Source organism: Acinetobacter portensis, assembly GCF_023158935.1.
Lineage (GTDB): Bacteria > Pseudomonadota > Gammaproteobacteria > Pseudomonadales > Moraxellaceae > Acinetobacter > Acinetobacter faecalis.
Genome location: NZ_CP096120.1, coordinates 491,275 through 513,510 on the forward strand (window position 1 = coordinate 491,275; position 22,236 = coordinate 513,510).

At 37.3% G+C, this 22,236-nt stretch carries 21 protein-coding genes; 15 read left to right on the forward strand and 6 right to left on the reverse strand.

The genetic code is table 11. The features are described from left to right. Positions 1-213 precede the first annotated feature (213 nt). The 5 genes from thrS to MZO21_RS02565 all read left to right on the forward strand — a co-directional run bounded on the left by thrS (position 214) and on the right by MZO21_RS02565 (position 4,361). Entirely contained in the window at positions 214-2,136 is a 1,923-nt protein-coding gene (thrS, locus tag MZO21_RS02545; protein ID WP_154772119.1) for a threonine--tRNA ligase, read from the forward strand. A 5-nt stretch (positions 2,137-2,141) separates the two neighbouring features. After that, entirely contained in the window at positions 2,142-2,690 is a 549-nt protein-coding gene (gene infC / locus MZO21_RS02550) for a translation initiation factor IF-3 (protein ID WP_171501212.1), read from the forward strand. Positions 2,691-2,957: 267 nt separating this feature from the next. After that, positions 2,958-3,575 (forward strand): glutathione S-transferase family protein, encoded by a 618-nt coding sequence (locus tag MZO21_RS02555; RefSeq protein ID WP_154772121.1) that lies wholly within the window; start codon positions 2,958-2,960, stop codon positions 3,573-3,575. A gap of 63 nt (positions 3,576-3,638) precedes the next feature. Further along, complete coding sequence (locus MZO21_RS02560; RefSeq protein ID WP_154772122.1) at positions 3,639-3,926, forward strand: hypothetical protein; 288 nt, start codon at positions 3,639-3,641, stop codon at positions 3,924-3,926. Positions 3,927-3,932: 6 nt separating this feature from the next. Then, the gene (locus tag MZO21_RS02565) at positions 3,933-4,361 is read left to right on the forward strand and encodes a YqaA family protein (protein ID WP_154772123.1); all 429 of its coding nucleotides are present in this window, start codon (positions 3,933-3,935) and stop codon (positions 4,359-4,361) included. A gap of 49 nt (positions 4,362-4,410) precedes the next feature. On the opposite strand, the gene MZO21_RS02570 is transcribed toward MZO21_RS02565, so the two are convergent. Further along, positions 4,411-5,142, reverse strand: coding sequence for an energy transducer TonB (locus MZO21_RS02570; protein WP_154772124.1), 732 nt, complete (start codon positions 5,140-5,142; stop codon positions 4,411-4,413). A gap of 288 nt (positions 5,143-5,430) precedes the next feature. Between MZO21_RS02570 and rpmI the strand changes: the two genes are divergently transcribed. Continuing rightward, positions 5,431-5,625: a 50S ribosomal protein L35 gene (gene rpmI / locus MZO21_RS02575; protein ID WP_004278281.1), complete on the forward strand. Its 195-nt coding sequence runs from the start codon at positions 5,431-5,433 to the stop codon at positions 5,623-5,625. 12 nt (positions 5,626-5,637) lie between these two features. Further along, a complete protein-coding gene (gene rplT / locus MZO21_RS02580) occupies positions 5,638-5,997 on the forward strand; it encodes a 50S ribosomal protein L20 (protein ID WP_152874823.1) in 360 nt (119 codons plus the stop codon). Positions 5,998-6,088: 91 nt separating this feature from the next. On the opposite strand, the gene MZO21_RS02585 is transcribed toward rplT, so the two are convergent. After that, a complete protein-coding gene (locus MZO21_RS02585; protein ID WP_154772125.1) occupies positions 6,089-7,132 on the reverse strand; it encodes a hypothetical protein in 1,044 nt (347 codons plus the stop codon). 157 nt (positions 7,133-7,289) lie between these two features. Here MZO21_RS02585 and pheS point away from each other — a divergent pair, with 157 nt between their 5' ends. The 3 genes from pheS (at position 7,290) to MZO21_RS02600 (ending at position 11,091) form a co-directional block, all read left to right on the forward strand. Next, on the forward strand, positions 7,290-8,270 hold the full coding sequence (gene pheS, locus MZO21_RS02590) for a phenylalanine--tRNA ligase subunit alpha (RefSeq protein WP_154772126.1): 981 nt from the start codon (positions 7,290-7,292) through the stop codon (positions 8,268-8,270). Positions 8,271-8,416: 146 nt separating this feature from the next. After that, a complete protein-coding gene (pheT, locus tag MZO21_RS02595) occupies positions 8,417-10,798 on the forward strand; it encodes a phenylalanine--tRNA ligase subunit beta (RefSeq protein ID WP_154772127.1) in 2,382 nt (793 codons plus the stop codon). Next, the gene (locus tag MZO21_RS02600) at positions 10,795-11,091 is read left to right on the forward strand and encodes an integration host factor subunit alpha (protein WP_004649746.1); all 297 of its coding nucleotides are present in this window, start codon (positions 10,795-10,797) and stop codon (positions 11,089-11,091) included. The genes pheT and MZO21_RS02600 overlap by 4 nt, the downstream gene beginning before the upstream one ends. A 141-nt stretch (positions 11,092-11,232) precedes the next feature. Here the strand turns inward: MZO21_RS02600 and MZO21_RS02605 are convergent, their stop codons facing one another. From MZO21_RS02605 to trxA, 3 genes are all read right to left on the reverse strand, one after another. Next, on the reverse strand, positions 11,233-11,466 hold the full coding sequence (locus MZO21_RS02605) for a hypothetical protein (protein ID WP_152874828.1): 234 nt from the start codon (positions 11,464-11,466) through the stop codon (positions 11,233-11,235). A gap of 415 nt (positions 11,467-11,881) precedes the next feature. Further along, positions 11,882-13,150 (reverse strand): transcription termination factor Rho, encoded by a 1,269-nt coding sequence (rho, locus tag MZO21_RS02610; RefSeq protein WP_154772128.1) that lies wholly within the window; start codon positions 13,148-13,150, stop codon positions 11,882-11,884. A 327-nt stretch (positions 13,151-13,477) separates the two neighbouring features. After that, the gene (trxA, locus tag MZO21_RS02615; RefSeq protein WP_154772129.1) at positions 13,478-13,804 is read right to left on the reverse strand and encodes a thioredoxin; all 327 of its coding nucleotides are present in this window, start codon (positions 13,802-13,804) and stop codon (positions 13,478-13,480) included. 267 nt (positions 13,805-14,071) lie between these two features. Here trxA and ppx point away from each other — a divergent pair, with 267 nt between their 5' ends. The 5 genes from ppx to MZO21_RS02640 are packed head-to-tail and all read left to right on the forward strand — an operon-like array spanning position 14,072 to position 19,187. Beyond that, positions 14,072-15,592, forward strand: coding sequence for an exopolyphosphatase (gene ppx / locus MZO21_RS02620; RefSeq protein WP_154772130.1), 1,521 nt, complete (start codon positions 14,072-14,074; stop codon positions 15,590-15,592). A gap of 31 nt (positions 15,593-15,623) precedes the next feature. Then, positions 15,624-16,448: an acetyl-CoA carboxylase carboxyltransferase subunit alpha gene (locus MZO21_RS02625; RefSeq protein WP_248101544.1), complete on the forward strand. Its 825-nt coding sequence runs from the start codon at positions 15,624-15,626 to the stop codon at positions 16,446-16,448. Further along, positions 16,385-17,749 (forward strand): tRNA lysidine(34) synthetase TilS, encoded by a 1,365-nt coding sequence (gene tilS / locus MZO21_RS02630; RefSeq protein WP_248101541.1) that lies wholly within the window; start codon positions 16,385-16,387, stop codon positions 17,747-17,749. Before MZO21_RS02625 ends, tilS begins: the two co-directional genes overlap by 64 nt. A gap of 10 nt (positions 17,750-17,759) precedes the next feature. Continuing rightward, entirely contained in the window at positions 17,760-18,590 is an 831-nt protein-coding gene (gene proC, locus MZO21_RS02635) for a pyrroline-5-carboxylate reductase (protein WP_248101538.1), read from the forward strand. Between the two features lie 27 nt (positions 18,591-18,617). Beyond that, the gene (locus MZO21_RS02640) at positions 18,618-19,187 is read left to right on the forward strand and encodes a YggT family protein (protein ID WP_154772134.1); all 570 of its coding nucleotides are present in this window, start codon (positions 18,618-18,620) and stop codon (positions 19,185-19,187) included. Between the two features lie 145 nt (positions 19,188-19,332). Here the strand turns inward: MZO21_RS02640 and polA are convergent, their stop codons facing one another. After that, entirely contained in the window at positions 19,333-22,098 is a 2,766-nt protein-coding gene (gene polA, locus MZO21_RS02645) for a DNA polymerase I (RefSeq protein WP_248101535.1), read from the reverse strand. Positions 22,099-22,236 lie beyond the last annotated feature (138 nt).

The following is a 22,236-nucleotide window of genomic DNA, read 5'->3' on the forward strand; positions in this document are numbered from 1 at the left end:
AGCTCTTTTAGGTTGTGATTGCTGTCAAAAGTATGTTGATACAGGATTCATTGACTTAAAAAGGCATTAACGGTTTATTAAAATGGCTAAGAGGTGTAAAATTCTAGCTGATTTTTATTTATCCACCGTTTTTATATTTTGAGGGTTTCCCTCGATCATAATCTCGCGGTGATATGCTCCATTGTGCGGGGCATCACTCCTTAAGGATTTTTTATGCCTATTATTACTTTGCCAAATGGCGATCAAAAACAATTTGATCATGCTGTTTCTGTTATGGATGTTGCATTAAGTATTGGTCCTGGTTTGGCAAAAAATACAGTTGCTGGCCGTGTAAATGACCGTCTTGTAGATGCAAGCGACTTAATTACAGAAGATGCAACACTACAAATTATTACGCCTAAAGATGACGCTGGTGTAGAAATTATTCGCCATTCTTGTGCACATTTAGTAGGTCATGCTGTTAAGCAACTTTTCCCAGAAGCTAAAATGGTTATTGGTCCTGTCATTGAAGATGGTTTCTACTACGATATCTTCAGTGCAAAGCCATTTACTTTAGATGACTTAGCAGCAATCGAAGAGCGTATGAAAAAGCTCATCGATCAAGATTACGATGTTGTTAAAAAAATGACACCGCGTGACGAAGTCATTGCAGAGTTCACTAAACGTGGTGAAGACTATAAATTACGCTTGATTGCAGACATGCCTGAAGAAACAGAAATGGGCTTGTACTACCATCAAGATTATTTGGATATGTGCCGTGGTCCGCATGTGCCAAATACAAAATTCTTAAAATCATTCAAGCTTACTAAAATGTCAGGTGCATACTGGCGTGGTGATGCAAAAAATGAACAATTACAACGTATTTACGGTACAGCTTGGGCAGATAAAAAACAGCTTGCAGCTTATGTAAAACGTATTGAAGAAGCAGAAAAACGCGATCATCGTAGAATTGGTAAAGCTTTAGATTTATTCCATATGCAAGAAGAAGCACCGGGTATGGTGTTCTGGCATCCAAATGGTTGGACAATTTACCAAGTATTAGAACAGTACATGCGTAAAGTTCAACAAGACAACGGTTATGAAGAAATTCGTACACCACAAGTTGTTGATTTCACGCTTTGGGAAAAATCGGGGCATGCTGCAAACTATGCTGATGGCATGTTTACAACGCATTCTGAAAACCGCAACTATGCAATTAAACCAATGAACTGTCCTTGTCATGTACAAGTGTTCAATCAAGGTTTAAAATCGTACCGTGATTTACCAGTGCGTTTAGCAGAATTTGGTTCATGTCACCGTAACGAACCATCAGGTTCATTACACGGTATTATGCGTGTACGTGGTTTCACACAAGATGACGCACACATTTTCTGTACTAAAGAACAAATTGGTACTGAAGTTGCAGACTTTATTAAACTCACTTTAGATGTTTATAAAGACTTTGGCTTTGAAGACGTACAAATGAAACTTTCAACACGTCCTGAAAAACGTGTAGGTGATGACAAACTTTGGGATATGGCTGAAAAATCTTTAGCAGATGCTTTAGATGCAGCAAGTCTTGAATGGGATCTTCAACCAGGCGAAGGTGCATTCTACGGTCCGAAAATTGAATTCTCATTAAAAGATTGCTTAGGTCGTATCTGGCAATGCGGTACAATACAATGTGACTTCAACTTACCAGAACGTTTAGATGCATCTTATGTAACTGAAGATAACGATCGAGATCAACCAGTTATGTTGCATCGTGCAATTCTTGGTAGTTTTGAACGTTTTATTGGTATACTAATTGAACACTACGCAGGATTTATGCCACCATGGTTGGCACCAGTTCAAGCGTGTGTGATGAATATTACAGATTCACAAGCAGTTGCGAGTGAGTCAGTCGTCGCAAAACTTAAAGAAAACGGTATTCGAGCTATTTCAGACTTGAGAAATGAGAAAATCGGCTTTAAGATTCGTGAACGTACATTAGAGCGTATTCCTTACTTATTGGTTCTAGGTGACCGCGAAGTAGAGGAAGGTACAGTAAACATCCGTACTCGCTCGGGAACAAATTTGGGTACTATGTCTATCGATGCTTTCGTTGACTTAGTAAAAGCAGCCGTAGCCGAACGCGGCCGGTACATTGTGGAGTAACAGCGATTAAACAGCCTGACCGTAATCAACAGGGCGGAAAATCAAACCGTCCTGCTTTGAATGATGAAATTCGTGCAAAAGAAGTCCGTCTTGTAGACGAAAATGGTGAGCAAAAAGGTATTGTTAGTCTTGCAGAAGCAGTTCGTGCTGCAGAAGCAGTCGAACTAGACCTTGTTGAGATTGTTGCAAATGCAGAGCCACCTGTATGCAAAATCATGGACTTTAACAAGCATTTGTTTGATCTTAAGCAAAAGCAGAAAGAAGCGAAGAAAAAACAACATCAAGTACAGGTGAAAGAAATCAAGCTACGCCCTGGTACTGATGTAGGTGATTACAACGTAAAATTACGTTCAATTATCAAGTTCCTTGAAGAAGGTAATAAGGTAAAAATCACTTTACGTTTCCGTGGTCGTGAGATGGCTCACCAACAGCTTGGTTTGGCTCAATTACAAAAAATTGAAGCAGATGTTGTTGATGTTGGTATTGTTGAGCAAACGCCAAAAATGGAAGGTCGTCAAATGGGTATGCTTCTTGGTCCTAAAAAGAAAAAGTAAGTATCTCTTGATAAAAAAGCACTGCACTTGCAGTGCTTTTTTTATGCATAAAATGCATTGTGTTGGTATGGCTTTAATTATATAAATAGAAAATATTAGAAATTCATATCTTATATTTTGCGGTGTTAGGTGTTTTTTTATAAAGGTAAAAGATGAAGAGTCATCTTTATTAACGAGTGAAATTTAAAGTTTTAGCTACAAATAAAGCTTATAAACTGTGCTATAACTTTTATGTTGAAAATATAGAAAGAATGAAAAGGATAGAAAATGATAGATCTATATTATTGGGGAACACCCAATGGCCTGAAAATTTCGATTGCTTTAGAGGAAATGGGTTTAGATTATCAAGTCACTCCAATCAATATTTTAGAAGATGATCAGTTCCAACCTGACTTTTTGAGAATCTCTCCAAATAATAAAATTCCAGCAATTGTTGACCAAGATGGTCCAAATCATCAGGCTATTTCTGTTTTTGAATCTGGTGCAATTTTGCAGTATTTAGGTCGTAAAACAGGATTGTTTTATCCCCAAGATGAACAAGCACGTGTTGAAGTTGAACAATGGCTAATGTGGCAAATAGGTGGATTTGGTCCAATGTTGGGACAGAATCATCACTTTAATAAATTTGCATCGGAAGAAGTTCCTTATGCAGTTGAGCGTTTCATGAAAGAAACAAAGCGCTTATATTCTGTTTTAGAAAAGCAGCTCATTGGACAGCAATTTGTAGCAGGGGAGTATTCAATTGCAGATATTGCAATTTATCCTTGGATTAGACGTTGTGAATGGCAAAAAATTAATTTAGAAGATTATCCAAATGTAAAAGCGTATATGCAGCGTATAGAAGCCCGTCCTGCGGTACAGAGAGCATTGGCAATACAGGTTTAGCTTTTCATTTGTGCTAAGATAAAAGACCACCCCAATGCGGTGGTTTTTTATTGGATAAATTGTATGCAAGATTTCATTTTAAACTTCACACGAATTTTAGAAAAAAACCCTAAAATATATTGGAGTATTATTATTGGTATTGTTGGATGTTTAGCTTTATTTGTAGTGGAAGCATTCCATGTGCAAAATATTTTGGCAACGTTAAATACCAAAGACCAAGCTTTGATGAAAATCACAATTGATCCTATAGCGACGATCTACTTTTGGGTGCGAATAGCTTTGCTTTTCATTGTGATTATTTGGTCAAATTTAGAATATCTTAAAACGAAAAAACAACTAGGTTTAAAATAAAACCCAATGTGGGCTTACTTTCTGCTGTTTGTATCGGCTTTTGGGGCTGCAACTTTATTGCCTTTACAGTCCGAAGCCGTACTTCTAGCATTGCTTGCGGAAGGAAGCAAATCTGCTTTTTGGTTAATTGTTGTTGCGAGTTTAGGGAATGTTTTAGGCTCGTGTGTGAATTGGTATTTAGGCCTAAAAATAGAACAATATAAAAATAAAAAATGGTTTCCTATTTCTGAAAGTAAAATGTTTCAAGCACAAAATATTTATCAAAAATATGGTTTTTGGTCTTTATTACTGAGTTGGGTGCCTATTATTGGGGATCCTATTACTTTAATAGCAGGGCTTTTAAAAGAAAACTTTGTCCGATTTTTATTCATCGTAACAATAGCTAAAGTTGGCCGTTATTTATGTGTTTATTGGATATTTCTAGGAATTTTCTAATTTAAAAGAAATGGATGGTTAAGTGATTTAACCATCCATATAAAATCATTTAAACACAGCCATCTTGCTTAAATTGAATCTCATCTTTTAAATTTGTTTTTTTATAAATCCAATATTTACGTGGTACATCAATTTTAGCTTTGGAAATTGCTTGAATGACTTTTTGGTCTAAGTCATAAACACCTGAGCCTTTTTTGATTTTTACTTTTTTAACATCGCCGTGTTTATTCACTTTAAAGCTAAATGTTACGCTACGGTTATGACCTTTTAAGTCTGATGCCTTAAGTAGAATTTGTGGCTGAGTGCGATATTGAAAGGATGTTTTATTTTCAGATTTTTGCGCAAGCCAATTTTTAGAATTGAAAGCATATGCACATTGAACTTCATCTTCTTCAATAAAGCGTAAATTGAATGTTTGAAAGCCAATAGTTGCAACTGCATTATCTTGTTCGATATGTGGTTTTACTTTAGATGCGCGAACAGCTTGAATTAAAATATCATCTAAATGTTTTAAACCTGTACTTTCTTGTACATTTGCTTTCGTGACATTACCAGTTTCATCTGCATAAACGCGTAAAATAGCTGCACGATTTTTTTCTTTTAAATCTTCATTTTTATATTTGGGTTGTGGAAATTGTTCCCATTGAATACGAGTCGTTAAATGTGCGGGAAGTGCAGCACTTTTTTGAGTACTCAATTTTTTAGATGTATTATTTTCTTGGCTATATGCTGTAGAAAAAGGTAATACAAGCAGTAAAGTAGCACATAGGACATTTTTCATAATTTGAGTATCTTAATCGAGTTGTATGTCGAAAATAGTGAATTAAACTTTGTAAGTATTTCCTGAATTAAAAATACTCGCAAGTATTAAATGATTTTTAGTGTGATTTCTTAGTTTCTATTATCTTCAATTGTATTGCTGAAAGCATTTGACATTCGTAAAACTTATCTGAATAGAAAGAAGTGCTTTTGTTTTGAGCGGGGATATATTAGAATATGCGCTCCCTTACCTGCAGGTCGTTTTTGCAATGGTGCAAACGTTCCGAACAGGTGTTCAAAAGAGGTTGTTATGCCTAAGATGAAAACTCGCCGTGGTGCAGCTAAACGCTTTAAAGCAACTGCAAACGGTTTCAAGCGTAAACAAGCGTTCAAACGCCACATTTTGACCAAAAAATCTGCTAAACGTATCCGTCAATTGCGCGGCTGTGTAATGGTTCACGTAAGTGATGTTGCTTCAGTTCGTCGTATGTGCCCATACATCTAAGGAGATTTATAAATGGCTCGTGTAAAACGTGGTGTTCAGGCGCATCGTCGTCATAAAAAAATTCTTGCTCGTGCTAAAGGTTACTACGGCGCTCGCTCACGTGTATATCGCGTAGCGTTCCAAGCAGTAATCAAAGCTGGTCAATACGCTTACCGTGACCGTCGTCAAAAGAAACGTCAATTCCGTGCTTTATGGATTGCGCGTATCAATGCTGGCGCACGTCAAAACGGTTTGTCGTACAGCCGTATGATTTCTGGCTTGAAAAAAGCTCAGATCATCATCGACCGTCGCGTACTTGCTGACATCGCTATGCATGATTCAGTTGCATTTGCTGCTATCGCTGAAAAAGCGAAAAGCGCATTAGCTGCTTAATCGTCTTAGATGATTTAAAAAAGACCGCTTTTAGCGGTCTTTTTTATTGCTTAAAATTTAGTGGGTAAAGTATGAATTTTTCCGACTTTATTTAAAGACCAAAATAATAGCCAATTAAGCAAATAATAATAGTAATGCAAATAAGTGTGACAACTCCCGATTTTCCAGAAGATTCTTCTTGATTAGGTTTACTTTCTTTTTTGAAATTTAGGATATTGCTTGTTGGTGGTTCTTCTAAAGGATTTTCTTTTACGAGGACAGGTGTAAGTTGCGCTGTTTGATAATGATTGGCAACTTTAGTAATGAATTTGGCGTGTAAATCATCAATATGTTGAGCAAAGTTACGAATATTTAATTGTTCATCTGGGGGGATTAAGCTGCCATCATGATGATATGGATGTTGGATTTTTTGCTGAATAAATTCAGAAAGAGCCTCAATGTTGTGTAGGTTGCTGTGTGCATAATCTGCTTGGTAATCTGTAGGCAATAAAGAAAGCTGATTTTCTTTTGATGATTCATCTTCATCAAAAGAAGTTTTATTGGATTGATTTAATCCTGTGTAGGGCATATTCACGTTTAATGAGTTTTGAAAACCTTCAGCATAAGGATGGTTAAATAGCTCACTTGTCATAAATGCTTGGATGTCATCCCAATTCGGTTGTTTAAAATCTACATCAAGTTGTTTTATGAGTTTTGAATTGAGTTCATAGCGCCATAAAATTTCATGACGTAAATGACTCGATTGCATTTTGGGTGCTTTATAGTCATCTTCAGATAAATACCATTCAGGTAGTTCTTTACCAAAAATCCATGCAGTTTTTTTATTATTTGCATGACTCACAATAAAATGGGGAAAGGCGAGAAGCTCTACATTCACATTTGGATTTTTTTCATCACTTAATATACTTGAGTTATGTAAGCTTAAGCGTTGAACGCCTTGTTTTTTTAGGCCTTCTAGCCAAATATGAAAATGTTGAGCTAATAAATGCTGAGAAATTAAATCACGAAATAGAAAAATATGTTGATCGAAAATAGCGTGGTTAATCCAACGGTTAAAGTTTAAATCTTGATTTAAAAACTCATTTCCATAGGTAACTAAGGCAAGTTGTCGCTTCCAAATTTGATCTAGTGCCATCGTGAGTGATCTCGTAGTTATTGTCTTTATCTTATACTTTTTATAAATCTATATGCTAATCAAATTTTACTTACAGCATAGCTTCATAAAAGTCACTAAAAACTGTTAGAATGTATGGTTTTATAATATTTTTTAAATTGTTGCTTTGAGAGTTACTATGTCACTGGAAGCCCTGACCACTGAAGCGCTTGCTGCGATTGCAGCAGCAGAGGACCTTGCTACACTCGATCAAGTACGAGTGCAATTTACAGGGAAAAAAAGCCAGCTTGCTGAACAATCGAAGTCGCTTGGTAAGATGGATCCTGAAGAACGTAAAGTTTTTGGTGCCCAAATTCATGCTGTGCGTGAAGCAATTACAGGCGCATTAACTGAGCGTCAAGCCGAATTGCAAAAAGCAGTCCTAGAACAAAAACTTGCAAGCGAAACTGTAGATATTACATTACCAGGTCGCGGTCAAGCTATTGGTAGTATTCACCCTGTTACTCAAGTACAAGAGCGCATTTGCCAATTCTTTACGAAAGCAGGTTTTACTGTTGCGACAGGCCCAGAAGTTGAAGATGATTATCACAACTTTGAAGCATTGAATATCCCAGGTCATCACCCTGCACGCGCAATGCACGATACATTCTATTTTGATGTAAATCATCTTTTACGTACGCATACTTCTGGTGTGCAAATCCGTACGATGGAAACTCAACAGCCACCAATTCGTATTGTGTGCCCGGGTCGTGTGTATCGTTGTGACTCAGATCAAACGCATTCACCAATGTTCCATCAAATTGAAGGTTTATACGTAGCAGAAAATACCAGCTTTGCAGAGTTAAAAGGCTTGTTGGTTAATTTGCTCAATGAGTTCTTCGAAAAAGATTTGAAAGTACGCTTCCGTCCATCGTACTTCCCATTCACAGAGCCAAGTGCTGAAGTGGATATTATGGATGAGCGCGGTAAATGGTTAGAAGTTTTAGGTTGCGGTATGGTGCATCCTAACGTATTACGTTCTGCGGGTATCGATCCTGACAAATATAAAGGTTTTGCATTTGGTTTAGGTGTAGAGCGTTTTGCAATGCTTCGTTATGGCATTAACGATTTGCGTATGTTCTACCAAAATGATGTGCGTTTCTTACGCCAATTTGCTTAAACAGATTTTTTGTAAATCCTCTCCTAACCTCTCCTTTATAAAAGGAGAGGAACTTCTCGAAATAAATTAAAAGTAGAGAGGTTCTCCATCTTCATTGAGAGGGAGTTAGAGAGGGATTAAGAATTTAGATATATAGGTTTTTATAAATGAAAATTAGCGAAAATTGGTTGCGCACATGGGTAAACCCTGCAATTGATAGCAACACACTATCAGACCAGCTTACTATGCTTGGTTTAGAAGTTGATGATTTATCTCCTGCGGCAAAACCGTTTACAGGTGTTGTTGTAGGTGAGGTGTTAACGGTAGAACAACATCCTGATGCAGATCGTTTACGTGTAACAACTGTAAATATTGGTACGGGTGAGCCATTACAAATTGTTTGCGGTGCGCCAAACGTACGTGCAGGTATGAAAGCTCCTGTAGCAACTATTGGTGCTGTATTACCTGGCGATTTTAAAATTAAAAAAGGCAAACTTCGTGGTATTGAATCACAAGGTATGCTTTGTGGTGCATCTGAAATTGACTTAGAAGACAAAATTGATGGTCTTTTAGAACTTCCTGCTGATGCGCCTGTAGGTGTAAATATTCGCGAATATTTAGATCTTGATGATAACGTTATTGATATCAGCATTACGCCAAACCGTGGTGACTGTTTCAGTATTCGTGGTATTGCACGTGAAATTGGTGTAATTAACCAACTTCCTGTAACAGCACCTGAAGTTAAAGAAGTTGCTGCAACAATTACTGATGAGAAAAAAGTAATTATTGAGACAGATGGTTGCCCACGTTATTTAGGTCGTGTGATCAAAAACGTAAATACTAAAGCACCAACACCTGTATGGATGGAGCGTGCGCTTGCTCGTTCGGGTATTCGTCAGCACAGTATTCTTGTTGATATTACCAATTATGTGTTGATGGAACTTGGTCAGCCTTTACATGCATTTGATGGTGGTAAAGTTGAAGGTGCGGTGCATGTTCGTCAAGCAACTGCTGCTGAAAAATTAACTTTGTTAAATGAACAAGAAGTTGAGCTTTCAGAAAAAGTAATGGTCATTGCAGATGATAATAAGGCATTGGCAATTGCAGGGATCATGGGTGGTTTATCTTCAGCTGTTTCAGATACAACGACTGAAATTTTCTTAGAATCGGCATTCTTTGATCAACTTCATATTGCAGGTCGTGCGCGTAGCTTTGGTTTACACACAGATGCATCTCAGCGTTATGAACGTGGTGTAGATTTTGAGTTACCAATGATTGCAATGCACCGTGCGTCTCAATTGATTGCTGAACTTGCTGGTGGTGAATTTGGTCCAATCACTGTTGCAGAAAAAACTGAATATTTACCAAAACGTGATGCAATTGAATTAAACCAAGCGCAAGTAGATCAATTGCTTGGCTATAAAGTTGAATCTGATTTTATTACAGGTGCATTAACTCGTTTAGGTTGTGTTGTAACTGTTAAGGCGGAAGGTGAGTGGAGAGTTGTTCCGCCATCGCACCGTTTTGATATGGTTATTTACCAAGACTTAATTGAAGAAGTTGCACGTATTCATGGATACGACAATATTCAAATTAGCTTGCCTGTGATTGATGTGAAGCTTGCGAAATACCAAGATCAATTTGAACTTGCACAATTACGTCAAACTGTTGTTGCACTTGGCTACCAAGAAGCAATTAGTTTTAGTTTTGCTGACTTGAAACTTGAAAAACAATTGAATCCTGCGGTAAATCCATTGGCGTTGGCGAATCCAATTTCAAGTGATTTAGCGGTAATGCGTTCTACATTGCTTTCTAGCTTAATTCCTTGTGTTCAACACAATATTAACCGTCAGCAAAGCCGTGTACGTTTCTTTGAATTAGGTTTGCGTTTTGATTATCAAGATGCAGCATCAATTCATGACTTAAAGCAAATTCCAACGTTGGCTTTAATTGCTGTAGGTTCAAAAACTGTTGAATCTTGGCATGGCAAACCACAAGCTATGGATTTCTTTGATTTTAAAGGTGAAATTGAGGAAGTTTTAGCTGCGGGACGTTTGAACGTTGAATATGTACGTTCAGAAAAATCTTGGTTACATCCAGGTCAATCTGCTGAAATTTTAGTAGATGGTCAATCAATTGGTTATTTAGGTCGTTTACATCCATCTTTAGAAAGTGCACTAGATTTGGGCACAACTTGGGTTGCTGAACTCGATCAAAAGGCTGTTTTGCAAACTTATGTATCTAATTTTACAGAATTATCACGATTTCCATCGGTTAGACGTGATATTGCGCTTTTAATTAATGATAAGATAAATGTTAGCGAAATTCAGAAGCTTATCGAAAAAACAGGCGGAGAGTTATTAGACTCTACTTGGTTATTCGATGTGTACACTGGTCAAGGTGTTGAAGAAGGCAAACGCTCATTGGCATTTGCATTGTTATGGCAACATCCATCACGTACATTAGAAGATGCTGAAATTAAATCTGGTATGGATAACATACTTCAAATTTTAGAACAAACTTACCAAGCAACATTGAGGGCCTCATGACAGCACTAACAAAAGCAGAAATGGCTGATCATTTAAGTGAGCTCACGAGTTTAAATCGACGTGAAGCAAAACAAATGGTCGAGTTATTCTTCGATGAGATTAGCCAAGCGCTAATCTCTGGGGAACAAGTTAAACTTTCAGGTTTTGGGAACTTCGAACTACGTGACAAGCGTCAGCGTCCAGGTCGTAATCCTAAAACTGGTGAGGAAATTCCGATTTCCGCTCGCCGTGTAGTTACCTTCCGTGCGGGACAAAAATTCCGCCAACGTGTTGGGAATGAGCAGATCGATTGATCTGCTTTTTTAATGCCTAGAATTTAATGGGATGTATATAAAGTACGTAATGTAAATTTGACTTGTTATATGTTTTATAAATTACAGGCATAAAAAAAGAGAACCGTAAGGTTCTCTTTTTTTGAGTAAATAATCGTTAGATTATTTAGCTTCAGAAGCAGCAACTTCAGAAGCAGCATCGATAGCTTCAGATGCAGCAACAGTAGCTTCAGAAGCAGCAGCTTCAGCTTGAACAGCAGCGTCAGATGCAGCAGCAACTTCAGAAGTAGCAACTTCAGATGCAGCAGCAGGAGCTTCTTCAGTTTTTTTAGCACAACCAACGAAAGCTAAAGTAGTAGCAACTGCAGCAGCAATAGCGATTTTTTTGAATAACATGGCATCACTCTCTAAAAAGAATTAGATTAAAAATAACCTGCGTTAGCCTGTAGTTTGCTTTTATTATCCTAAATTTGTTAGGCAGTAACAATGCATGAGCAGTCTAACTGGTCTGCGGGTATCCTATCATTGAGTATTGTGAATTACTACTAGAGAATAAAAAAAAATGCTTAAATAATGAGTATTTTTTTGATTTTTTAACAGAAAATAACTATTAATAATTAAATATAGATAGGATAAGTACTCGATAAGCTTTTAAAATCACTGGGGTTTTATTTAAATTAATTATAATAATCATTAACTTGATAATGAAATTACCTAAATTAACAAGCAATGTTTCTTTATGTAAATAGTGTCAACCAAATAAAAAAGCCATCATTTTGATGGCTTTTTTATGGAAAAAATTAAGTGAATCTTAGTTTGAAGCTTTACGTTTCATTTGATCGAAGAAATCATCATTTGTTTTTGTTTCTTTCATACGATCAAGTAAGAATTCCATTGCTGCTAATTCATCCTGAGTATGAAGAAGCTTACGTAAAATCCATACTTTACGAAGGTTATCTTCGCTCATTAATCGCTCCTCACGACGAGTACCAGATTTCTTGATATTCATAGCAGGGAATACGCGTTTTTCAGCAATACGGCGATCAAGTGTAATTTCTTGGTTACCTGTACCTTTGAACTCTTCGTAAATTACCTCATCCATTTTACTGCCTGTTTCAATTAATGCAGTAGAAATGATTGTAAGTGAACCGCCTTCTTCAATATTACGTGCAGCACCAAAGAAACGCTTAGGGCGTTCTAATGCGTGAGCATCTACACCACCTGTTAATACCTTGCCTGATGAAGGAATTACTGTGTTGTAAGCACGAGCTAAACGAGTAATAGAGTCAAGTAGGATAACAACATCTTTTTTATGCTCAACAAGACGCTTCGCTTTTTCAATGACCATTTCCGCAACTTGAACGTGACGAGCAGGTGATTCGTCGAAGGTAGAAGCAATAACTTCACCACGAACCGTACGCTCCATTTCAGTTACTTCTTCTGGACGTTCATCAATCAGTAAAACAATAAGGAAACATTCTGGATTGTTACGAACAATTGATTGAGCAATGTTTTGAAGCAACATTGTTTTACCCGCTTTTGGCGGAGCAACAATAATTGAACGTTGACCTTTACCAATAGGAGCAACTAAGTCGACAACACGTGCGGTTAAATCTTCCGTTGTACCGTTACCTAATTCCATAACCAATTGTTCAGTTGGGAATAAAGGTGTTAAGTTTTCAAATAAGATTTTATTACGCGCATTTTCAGGCGTGTCGTAGTTAATTTGGTTTACTTTTAATAAAGCAAAATAACGTTCACCTTCTTTAGGAGGGCGAATAGTACCGTTAATGGTATCACCTGTGCGAAGGTTGAAACGACGAATTTGAGATGGGCTGATATAAATGTCATCAGGGCCAGCTAAATACGAACCTGCAGCCGTGCGCAAGAAACCAAAGCCATCTGCTAGAATTTCGAGAACGCCATCACCAAAGATCTCTTCGCCATTCATTGCATGACGCTTTAAGATGGCAAAAATGATGTCTTGCTTACGGTTACGAGCCATTCCTTCGAGACCCATAAACTCTGCAATTTTAATGAGTTCGCCAATCGGTTTTTTCTTGAGTTCTGTTAAATTCATATGTGGTCAGATAGAATGTGAAATTCTGAGGTACAGGTTAGATAGGAAGCACAAATAGGCCGCAGACATGCAAAAAACGAAAGTAATTGATTCGCACAATAACAATTCAGAGAACTGAAATTTTATTAAAAAGAAGTGTGAAAAACAATTTCTGTTGCCGAGCGGCATCTTATGTGTTGTGTCTTGTAAGAACTAAGGGACGAGAAACCCTATATTTCTTGAATATGTAATATAAGAGAGAACAGAACATTTGTCAATTTATAGTCGAAAAAAATACGCTATATTTTATAGCGTATTTTTTTCATTTAAATAACTAAATTTAATGATTTAGATATTTTCATCGATAAAAGCAGTCAATTTAGATTTTGGTGCAGCACCAACTTGTTGAGCTACAACTTCACCATTTTTGAACATTAACAAAGCAGGGATGTTGCGAATGTTGTAGTTCACAGCAGTTTGTTCGCATGAAGTTACATCAACTTTAACAATTTTAACTTTGCCTTCGTATTCAGTTGCAAGAACTTCTAATACTGGTGCAATTGCTTTACATGGCGCGCACCAGCCCGCCCAAAAGTCAACAAGTACAGGTGTATCAGATTCTAATACGTCTGCTGTGAAGTTTGCATCTGTTGTGTTTACAATGTTGCCAGACATGGGTTTTGCTCCGATATAATCTTTTTAAAGATGGTGTTAATGTTATTAGTATTACATAGCCATCTTTAACAATGTAGGGGTATAGGTAAATTTTCAACTTTTCTGCATATTTTGTCTAATTGATGCTCACGATGATGATTATCGTGTAACACAATTGTCATAAACAGTAAAAACTTCAAGATGTTCAAAAAACTCACTATAAATGGCTTTTAAATTGTATGTATGTGAATTACTCTAGGCACAGTTCTGGATAGGTTAATTTGTAGAATGTCTGATTTTTTAATTGATGAAGAGTTACTTGCAGCTATTGATATGGGGTCAAATAGCTTTCATTTAGCTATTGCTCGTGTTGATCACGGAGAAGTAAAAAAAGTTGCGTCAATGTCAGAAAAGGTACAATTGGCAGCAGGTTTAGACGAAAATAAAAACTTAACAGAAGCAGCTCAGCAGCGTGGTTTAGCATGTTTAGCACGTTTTGTTGGTCGCTTAGGGTCGGTTCAACCAAATCGTTTGCGTATTGTTGCAACAAATGCTTTGCGTCAAGCGAAAAACGGTCATGAATTTATTCAAAAAGCGGCTGAAATTTTACCAAAACCTATTGAAATTATTGCAGGTCGTGAAGAAGCCCGTCTTATTTATTTGGGCGTATCTCACACTATGGAAAATAGTGGGCGTCGTTTAGTTGTCGATATTGGTGGTGGTTCTACAGAGCTCATTATTGGCGAAGAATTTGAACCTATCCATACAGAATCTTTACAAATGGGTTGTGTAGCATTCACCAAAAAATTTTTCCAAGATGGTGAAATTAGCCCGAAAGCTTTTGAAAAAGCATTGGTGGCTGCGCGTAAAGAATTATCAGGTATTGCCAATACATATAAAAATGAAGGTTGGGATACTGTTGTTGGTTCAAGCGGAACAATTAAAGCGTGCCGTCAAATTATTGTAAATATGGGCTGGAGCGATGAGAAAGAAAGTCTTACTCGTGAAGGTCTAGATAAATTAAAAGATAAATTATTTAAATATAAGCATGTTTCAGATATGGAATTTGATGGTCTTAAAGAAGATCGTCGAGCGGTTTTACCTGCGGGCATTGCCATTTTATATGCTGTATTTGACGTATTAGAAATTGACTCACTTTTATACTCTGATGGTGCATTGCGTGAAGGCGTAATGTATGACCTATTAGGTCGTTTCCAACATGAAGATGTACGTGATCGAAGTGTTCAGGCTTTAATGGGGCGCTACAATTCAGATCCGAAGCAAGCAGAGCGAGTGGTTCAAACAGCACAGCAATTATTTGATAATGTCGCTCAAAAATTAAATTTAACAAGTGATGATAGTGATTTACTTCGTCGTGCTGCGTATTTGCATGAAATTGGTTTGGCAATTAGTCATGCTGGTTATCATCGCCATGGTGCATATTTATTGCAACATTCTGACATAGCGGGCTTTTCGCAAATTGACCAAAACCATCTTTCACATTTAGTTGCACATCATCGTCGAAAGCTACGAAGTGATGCTAAATTTGACATTATGAAGGTGGGTGGTAGCAAATTACTGCACTTATGTCTATTGCTTCGATTATCTGTTTTATTAAATCACAGTCGTAGCGATGAGATGCTTCCTGCCATTGAATTGGTGGTACATAATGCGCAACAATGGCAACTAAGTGTTTCTGGCGATGCAAAACAGTGGCCTTTACTTGTTGCAGACTTGCATGATGAGCAAGTGCAATTTAAGCATTGTGACATTGAATTGAATATTCAGGCGGAACAATTCATTCATTAACGTACGGTTAATTTAAGGATAAGGTCGACCTATGAAAAATAAAACAGCTCCATCTAAGGCATGGGCAACAGTTCAAATTGCACGTCATCCTGAACGTCCGCAATTCTTAGATTACGTTGGTGAAATTTTTACAGAATTTGATGCCTTGCATGGTGATCGCTTATTTGGTGATGATGGTGCAATGGTTGGTGGTTTAGCTCGCTTTGATGGTCAACCAGTTATGATTGTTGGTCAGCATCGTGGTCGTAGCACACGTGAAAAATTACAGCATAATTTTGGTATGAGTAACCCTGAAGGTTACCGTAAATCTCAGCGTCTTTTAGACATGGCAGAGCGTTTTAATATTCCTGTTTTTACTTTTATTGACACAATGGGCGCATACCCAGGTGTTGGTGCAGAAGAGCGTGGTCAAGCTGAAGCAATTGCAACAAGTCTTGCTCAATTGTCCAACTTGAAAGTACCTGTTATTGCAACTGTACTTGGTGAAGGTGGTTCGGGCGGTGCTTTAGGTATTGGTGTTGCAGACCGTGTGGTTATGCTTTCACACAGTATCTATTCAGTGATTTCACCTGAAGGCTGTGCATCTATTTTGTGGAAAACTGCTGAAAAAGCTGAACAAGCAAGTGAAGCACTAGCACTTACAGCTGAAAAATTGAAAAAAATTGGCATTGTTGAATATGTTGTGGATGAAGGTGAGGGTGCTCACTTAAATCCAGAACAAGTTATGCAAAGCCTTAAGTCTGTGTTAAAACAAGCACTTGAAGAATTGCAAGCAATGGATGCGAATGAACGATGCGAAGCGCGTTACCAGCGTTTAATGAAGTTTGGCAGCAACAATTTAGGTCTAACTTCTTAAAAAAGCTTCAGAATTTTCCAGAAAATTCTTCGTTTTTAATTGGATGTAGCGGTGGCATGGATTCCATGTTGCTTCTGCATCTAATGTCATTTTTATGCCCTGAAAAAGTTCGTGCAATTTATGTCGATCATCAATTGCAGTCTTCAAGTGAACAATGGGGAGAGTTTGTTTTGGCGCAATGCCAACAACTTAATATTCCATGCATCGTTCAAGCCGTAAATGTGGCTGAAGGCAACTTAGAAAGCCAAGCCAGATCAGCTCGATATCAAGCCTATTCACAACATATACAACCCAACGAAATTCTATTGCTTGCACATCATCAGCAAGATCAAGCGGAAACACTCATGCTTCGCTTATTGTCTGGTGCAGGAATTCATGGTTTATCTGCTATGCGTGAAATAGATTGTCGTGAAAATTTAACCATATGGCGACCGCTTTTAAATATTTCACATGAGCAAATTTGCCAATGGGCAACTCAATTGAATGTGCAAAATATTCAAGACCCAACAAATAACGATACACATTATGATCGAGCATGGTGCCGTGAAGAGTTGTGGCATATTTTGCAATCCCGCTTTCCAAAAATGCAGCAAGCTTTAAGTCGCACAAGCTATTTAATGCAAGATGCTGAAGATATTCTTCATGAAGTTTTACAGCAAGATTTATCTGCGTGTGGAAATGACATTGAATTAGATCTTAAAATTTTTAATCAGTTTAATGCTCCAAGACAACGTCAATTGTTATCTTCATGGATGAAAGGTGAAGGTCAATATCGTCCATCATTTGATATGGTTGAGCGTATTCAAAATGAAGTTATTCATTCTAAAAAAGATGCTCAAGCATCATTGCATTGGAATGGCTTTTACTATGTACGCTATCAAGAGAAGTTGTATCGAATTGCCAAAGAAGATTATTTAGCTGAAAAAACAGTAAGTGGTGATTTGGAAAATATCCAATTTCAACTCAATAGAGAAATTCCTTTATTATCTGGTGTTTATAAAATTCAATCAGAAAATATTGGGCTGTCATCTGCATTATTAAATGAAAAATTGATTATCGAACAACGTAAAGGTGGCGAGAAAATTCATTTGTATGGGCGTATTGGTTCTTGGCCGTTAAAGAAAGCAATACAAGAAGCACATATTTTTCCGTGGCAACGTCATACAATTCAAATATTAAGCATAGATAATGTTATGCTAGGTGTGTTTACACCGAAAGGTTTTTGGTTGGCACAATCTGTGTATTGTGAAGCGGGTGGTTGGCAACCAAAGTTAATGAACAAAGATCAAACTCATAGATGAGCGTGAAAAAATGACGGCAGTTTTAGATTGTAATATTAGTTTTATTGGTGGCGGTAACATGGCTCAAGCCTTAATTGGTGGCTTGATCGCAAGAGGATTACCTGCAACACGTATTACAGTTTCAGATCCAGTAGAACAAGTACGTCAGTTATTGCAAGAAAAGGATGTGCAAGTTACTGAAGATAATGTGGCAGCAATTCAAACAGCAGACGTTGTTGTATTTGCAGTAAAACCACAAGTTTTGGCACAAGTTTTAAAGCCTTTAAATGGCTTATTTGCTGGTAAGTTGGTTATTTCAATTGTTGCTGGTGCAGAAATTTCAACAATTTCAAAATTACTTGGCACAGACCAAGTTGTACGAGTAATGCCAAATACACCTGCATTGGTTCAAACAGGTGCACATGGTTTATATGCAACAGATGCAGTCGCTGAAAAAGATCGTAACTTAGCAAGCCAAGTTTTGGCAGCGACAGGTTTAACCATTTGGGTAAATACAGAAGCTCAAATTGATGCTGTAACAGCAGTTTCAGGTTCTGGCCCTGCATACTTTTTCTATTTAATGGAAAGTATGATTCGTGCAGGTAAAAATTTAGGTTTAGATGAAAAAGTAGCAACAGAACTTACTTTGCAAACTGCATTGGGTGCAGCGCAAATGGCAATTACAAGTTCAAATACGCCCGCTCAATTGCGTAAAAATGTGACTTCGCCAAATGGTACAACACAAGCTGCAATTGAAGTGTTTGATCATGGTCAAGTTTCACAAACCATTCAAGCTGCGTTGGCTGCTGCACAAAAACGTAGCCAAGTACTTGCACAAGATTTAAGTGATAGCGTTAAATAAGATTGATTTAATTAGGAAAGTTTAGATATGGGTGCAAATTCTGCGCTAATTTTTGGCATCATCATTAACGTAGCGATTTTGCTCGTATTTTTCCGCTTTTTAATGCAATTAGCAGCGGTAAGCCCTTACAACCCAGTGGTGCTTTCAACTGTTAAAGCGACAAAAATTGTAGATGTTTTTAGTCGTATTTTTCCAACGGTTGCAAATGGTCGTGTAAATTTAGCAGCACTAGCATTAGTTGTTCTGCTGTATTTACTGAAAATTTTTGGTGTAATGTATTTGTCGGGTGCAATGCCAAATAGTCCAATTCATTTGGTTATTTTGACATTTGTAACGATGATTCAAGACTTAATTCGCTTCTGTCGTTACTTAATTTTTGCAACAATTATTTTAAGTTGGGTAGTGATGTTTACGCAATCACGCTCACCTTATATTGAGGTTATTCAAGAATTGGCTGAACCTTTACTTGCACCATTTCGTCGTATTTTACCGAATATGGGAATGATTGATTTATCTCCAATTGTTGCTTTCTTGGCTTTGTTTGTAATTGAAATTATTATGAATCAAGTTGCAATTGTATTGCTTACTGGTCTTTAATCTGACCGAATAAAAAAGGACGCCTCAGCGTCCTTTTTTTTGTTAAAGTGAAATTCCCTCTCTTTTAGGAGAGGGTTAGGGAGAGGTCTTAGGTTGAAATACCTCCATCCCAACCTTCCTCCTTGTAGGAGGAAGGAGCTTTACATTAATGCGCTTCATCCCAGTTTTTGCCTTTACCGACTTCTACAATAAGTGGTACTGAGATTTGTAAAACAGATTGCATGACTTCAGCAAGTTTTGGTGCAAGCTCATCGGCAATGTTTTCATCAACTTCAAATACCAATTCATCGTGTACTTGTAAAAGCATTTTGGCTTGGTCTTTTGGCAACATTTTTTCAACTTCAATCATTGCCATTTTAATGATATCTGCTGCTGAACCTTGAAGTGGAGCATTAATAGCTGCACGTTCTGCTGCTTTACGTACCATCATATTTCGAGCATCAATATCTGGTGTATATAAACGACGACCTAAAATGGTTTCGACAAAACCTTGTTCCAATGCAACTTGACGCGTACGTTGCATATATTCGTAAATGCCTGGGTAGCGATGGAAATACTGCTTAATATAATCTTGCGATTCTTGACGCGTAAAACCAAGTTGACGAATTAAACCAAATTCAGACATGCCATAAAGTAAACCGAAGTTTACTGCTTTGGCTTGACGACGTTGATCATTGGTCACATCTTCAAGTGCAACATCCAAAACTTCGGCAGCTGTACGACGGTGAACATCTTGTCCGTTATTAAAGGCATCTACTAAGGCAGCATCTTGTGAAAAATGTGCCATTAAACGTAATTCAATTTGCGAGTAATCGGCTGCAAGTAAAATACGACCTTTTGGTGCAACAAATGCTTTACGAATTTGACGTCCAATAGTTTCACGTACAGGAATGTTTTGTAGGTTTGGATCTGTAGAAGATAAACGACCCGTAGCAGTTAAAGCTTGATGGTAGCTTGTGTGCACACGATGAGATTCATCATTCGCCTGTTTTAGCAAACCATCTGTATATGTGCTTTTAAGTTTTGATAAACCACGATATTCCAGAATTAAACCTGTAATAGGGTGATCAATTTTTTCTAAAACACTTTCACTTGTACTGTATTGCCCTGTAGAGGTTTTTTTGCCGCCTTTTAAGCCTAACTTATCAAATAAAACTTCACCTACTTGTTTCGGTGAGCTGACATTGAAGCTTTCGCCTGCAATTTCGATAATTTGATTTTCTAAATCTTGAATTGTGTTGGCAAAATCTACACCTAACTGATCTAAGAAACTTAAATCTAGTTCAATGCCGTTTTCTTCCATAATAGTAAGAACACGAGCAACAGGCATTTCAATATTATGAAGAAGATTTAATAGTTCAGGATGCTTGCGTAATTTCTCATCTAAAACCTCATAAAGACGATAAGTCACATGTGCGTCTTCAGCGGCATAATGCGCTGCTGTTTCAATTTCAATTTGATTAAATGTTTTTTGTTTAACACCTTTACCCGCAACTTGTTCGTAAGTTGTAGTTAAGTGACTTAAATATAAACGTGAAACATCATCCATACCATGACGTGTTGCAACCGAATTTAATACATAAGATGCAAGCATGGTATCGAAATACCAACCTTGTAGATGAATGCCATGATTTTCTAAAACGTGTGCATCATATTTTAAATGATGACCAATTTTTTGAATTTCAGGATTTTCTAAAATTGGCTTAATTTGAGCCAAAACAGTTTCACGGTTTAATTGCTCAGGTGCACCTTCATAATCGTGTGCAAGCGGAACGTAATATGCATCTTTAGCATCAAAGGCAACAGAGAAACCTACAATTTGTGCAATACGATAATCTAAACTTGTGGTTTCAGTATCAAAAGCAAAACGTTTTTCTGTGCTTAAGCGTTGGAATAATTTATCCCAATCTGCTTGAGTTAAAACAGTGTGATATGTCGCTTCGCCCAATTGATCATCCACACTTGTAGTGGAAGCATGATCTTCATTTTGAGTCGGTGCTTCTTCAGTTGTATTTTTTTCAATGGCTTTAGTTGTTTGCTTATATGCTGCATTATTTGGATTGTTTGGATGATCTAGCGACTGTAACTGTGTACGGAACTCTAGCTCTGTATATAAATTACGAAGTGCATCGACATTTGGATCTTGAAGTTTTAAATCTTCATAGCCAAAGTTTAGATCTAAATCAATCACAATACTTGCAAGTTGATGGTCTAAGGTAATGCCTTCAACGCTGTCTTTAATATTTTGACCAACTTTGCCTTTAATTTTATCGACATTTTCTAAAATGCCACCAATAGAACCATATTCGGTTAAAAGTTTTGCTGCAGTTTTTGCACCAACACCGGGAACACCCATAATACCGTCAGATGCATCGCCCATAAGGGTTAAGTAATCGATGATTTGATTTGGCCAAACACCAAATTTTTCAAAGACACCATTTACATCAAGCGGACGTTCTTTAAAGCTATCTTCTAAAGTTACTTTATCTGTTACAAGCTGAGCCATGTCTTTATCTCCTGTAGAGATAAGAACTTGATGACCTAAAGCTTCTGCACGTTTTGCTAAAGTACCAATCACATCATCGGCTTCTGCACCTGGGAGGGTGTGCAATGGAATACCTAAAGCACGAATAAGTGCGTGCAAGTATGGAATTTGTTGAGATAATTCATCAGGCATACTTGGGCGATCACCCTTATAAATGGGTGAAAGTTCATGTCTGAAAGTTGGTTCTGGTGTATCAAAAATAACAGCCATATGTGTAGGCTGAATTCGACGCATTAATTTTTGAATAGCGGAAATTGCACCACGGACTGCATTGGTTTGCAAACCTGTTGACGTGGTTAATGGGGGCACAGCGTGAAATGCACGAAATAAAAAGTATGAGCCATCGACCAAGACAAATGGTGGCATTGATAAAGTCCTTATTCAAATAACAGCGTTATTGTACGTGATTTTTGAAGTTATCGCAGAAACATGATTTTAACGTTAGATTATCGAATATTTACGGCAGATAAAATATTTGAATTTAGATGAGTTAAATAAAAATCC

Excerpts from the sequence above, each read along its gene's own strand:
- thrS (WP_154772119.1), top strand. The coding sequence starts at position 214 with ATGCCTATTATTACTTTGCCAAATGGCGATCAAAAACAATTTGATCAT.
- MZO21_RS02555 (WP_154772121.1), top strand. The coding sequence starts at position 2,958 with ATGATAGATCTATATTATTGGGGAACACCCAATGGCCTGAAAATTTCG.
- MZO21_RS02560 (WP_154772122.1), top strand. The coding sequence starts at position 3,639 with ATGCAAGATTTCATTTTAAACTTCACACGAATTTTAGAAAAAAACCCT.
- MZO21_RS02565 (WP_154772123.1), top strand. The coding sequence starts at position 3,933 with ATGTGGGCTTACTTTCTGCTGTTTGTATCGGCTTTTGGGGCTGCAACT.
- MZO21_RS02570 (WP_154772124.1), bottom strand. The coding sequence starts at position 5,142 with ATGAAAAATGTCCTATGTGCTACTTTACTGCTTGTATTACCTTTTTCT.
- rpmI (WP_004278281.1), top strand. The coding sequence starts at position 5,431 with ATGCCTAAGATGAAAACTCGCCGTGGTGCAGCTAAACGCTTTAAAGCA.
- rplT (WP_152874823.1), top strand. The coding sequence starts at position 5,638 with ATGGCTCGTGTAAAACGTGGTGTTCAGGCGCATCGTCGTCATAAAAAA.
- MZO21_RS02585 (WP_154772125.1), bottom strand. The coding sequence starts at position 7,132 with ATGGCACTAGATCAAATTTGGAAGCGACAACTTGCCTTAGTTACCTAT.
- pheS (WP_154772126.1), top strand. The coding sequence starts at position 7,290 with ATGTCACTGGAAGCCCTGACCACTGAAGCGCTTGCTGCGATTGCAGCA.
- pheT (WP_154772127.1), top strand. The coding sequence starts at position 8,417 with ATGAAAATTAGCGAAAATTGGTTGCGCACATGGGTAAACCCTGCAATT.
- MZO21_RS02600 (WP_004649746.1), top strand. The coding sequence starts at position 10,795 with ATGACAGCACTAACAAAAGCAGAAATGGCTGATCATTTAAGTGAGCTC.
- MZO21_RS02605 (WP_152874828.1), bottom strand. The coding sequence starts at position 11,466 with ATGTTATTCAAAAAAATCGCTATTGCTGCTGCAGTTGCTACTACTTTA.
- rho (WP_154772128.1), bottom strand. The coding sequence starts at position 13,150 with ATGAATTTAACAGAACTCAAGAAAAAACCGATTGGCGAACTCATTAAA.
- trxA (WP_154772129.1), bottom strand. The coding sequence starts at position 13,804 with ATGTCTGGCAACATTGTAAACACAACAGATGCAAACTTCACAGCAGAC.
- ppx (WP_154772130.1), top strand. The coding sequence starts at position 14,072 with ATGTCTGATTTTTTAATTGATGAAGAGTTACTTGCAGCTATTGATATG.
- MZO21_RS02625 (WP_248101544.1), top strand. The coding sequence starts at position 15,624 with ATGAAAAATAAAACAGCTCCATCTAAGGCATGGGCAACAGTTCAAATT.
- tilS (WP_248101541.1), top strand. The coding sequence starts at position 16,385 with ATGCGAAGCGCGTTACCAGCGTTTAATGAAGTTTGGCAGCAACAATTT.
- proC (WP_248101538.1), top strand. The coding sequence starts at position 17,760 with ATGACGGCAGTTTTAGATTGTAATATTAGTTTTATTGGTGGCGGTAAC.
- MZO21_RS02640 (WP_154772134.1), top strand. The coding sequence starts at position 18,618 with ATGGGTGCAAATTCTGCGCTAATTTTTGGCATCATCATTAACGTAGCG.
- polA (WP_248101535.1), bottom strand. The coding sequence starts at position 22,098 with ATGCCACCATTTGTCTTGGTCGATGGCTCATACTTTTTATTTCGTGCA.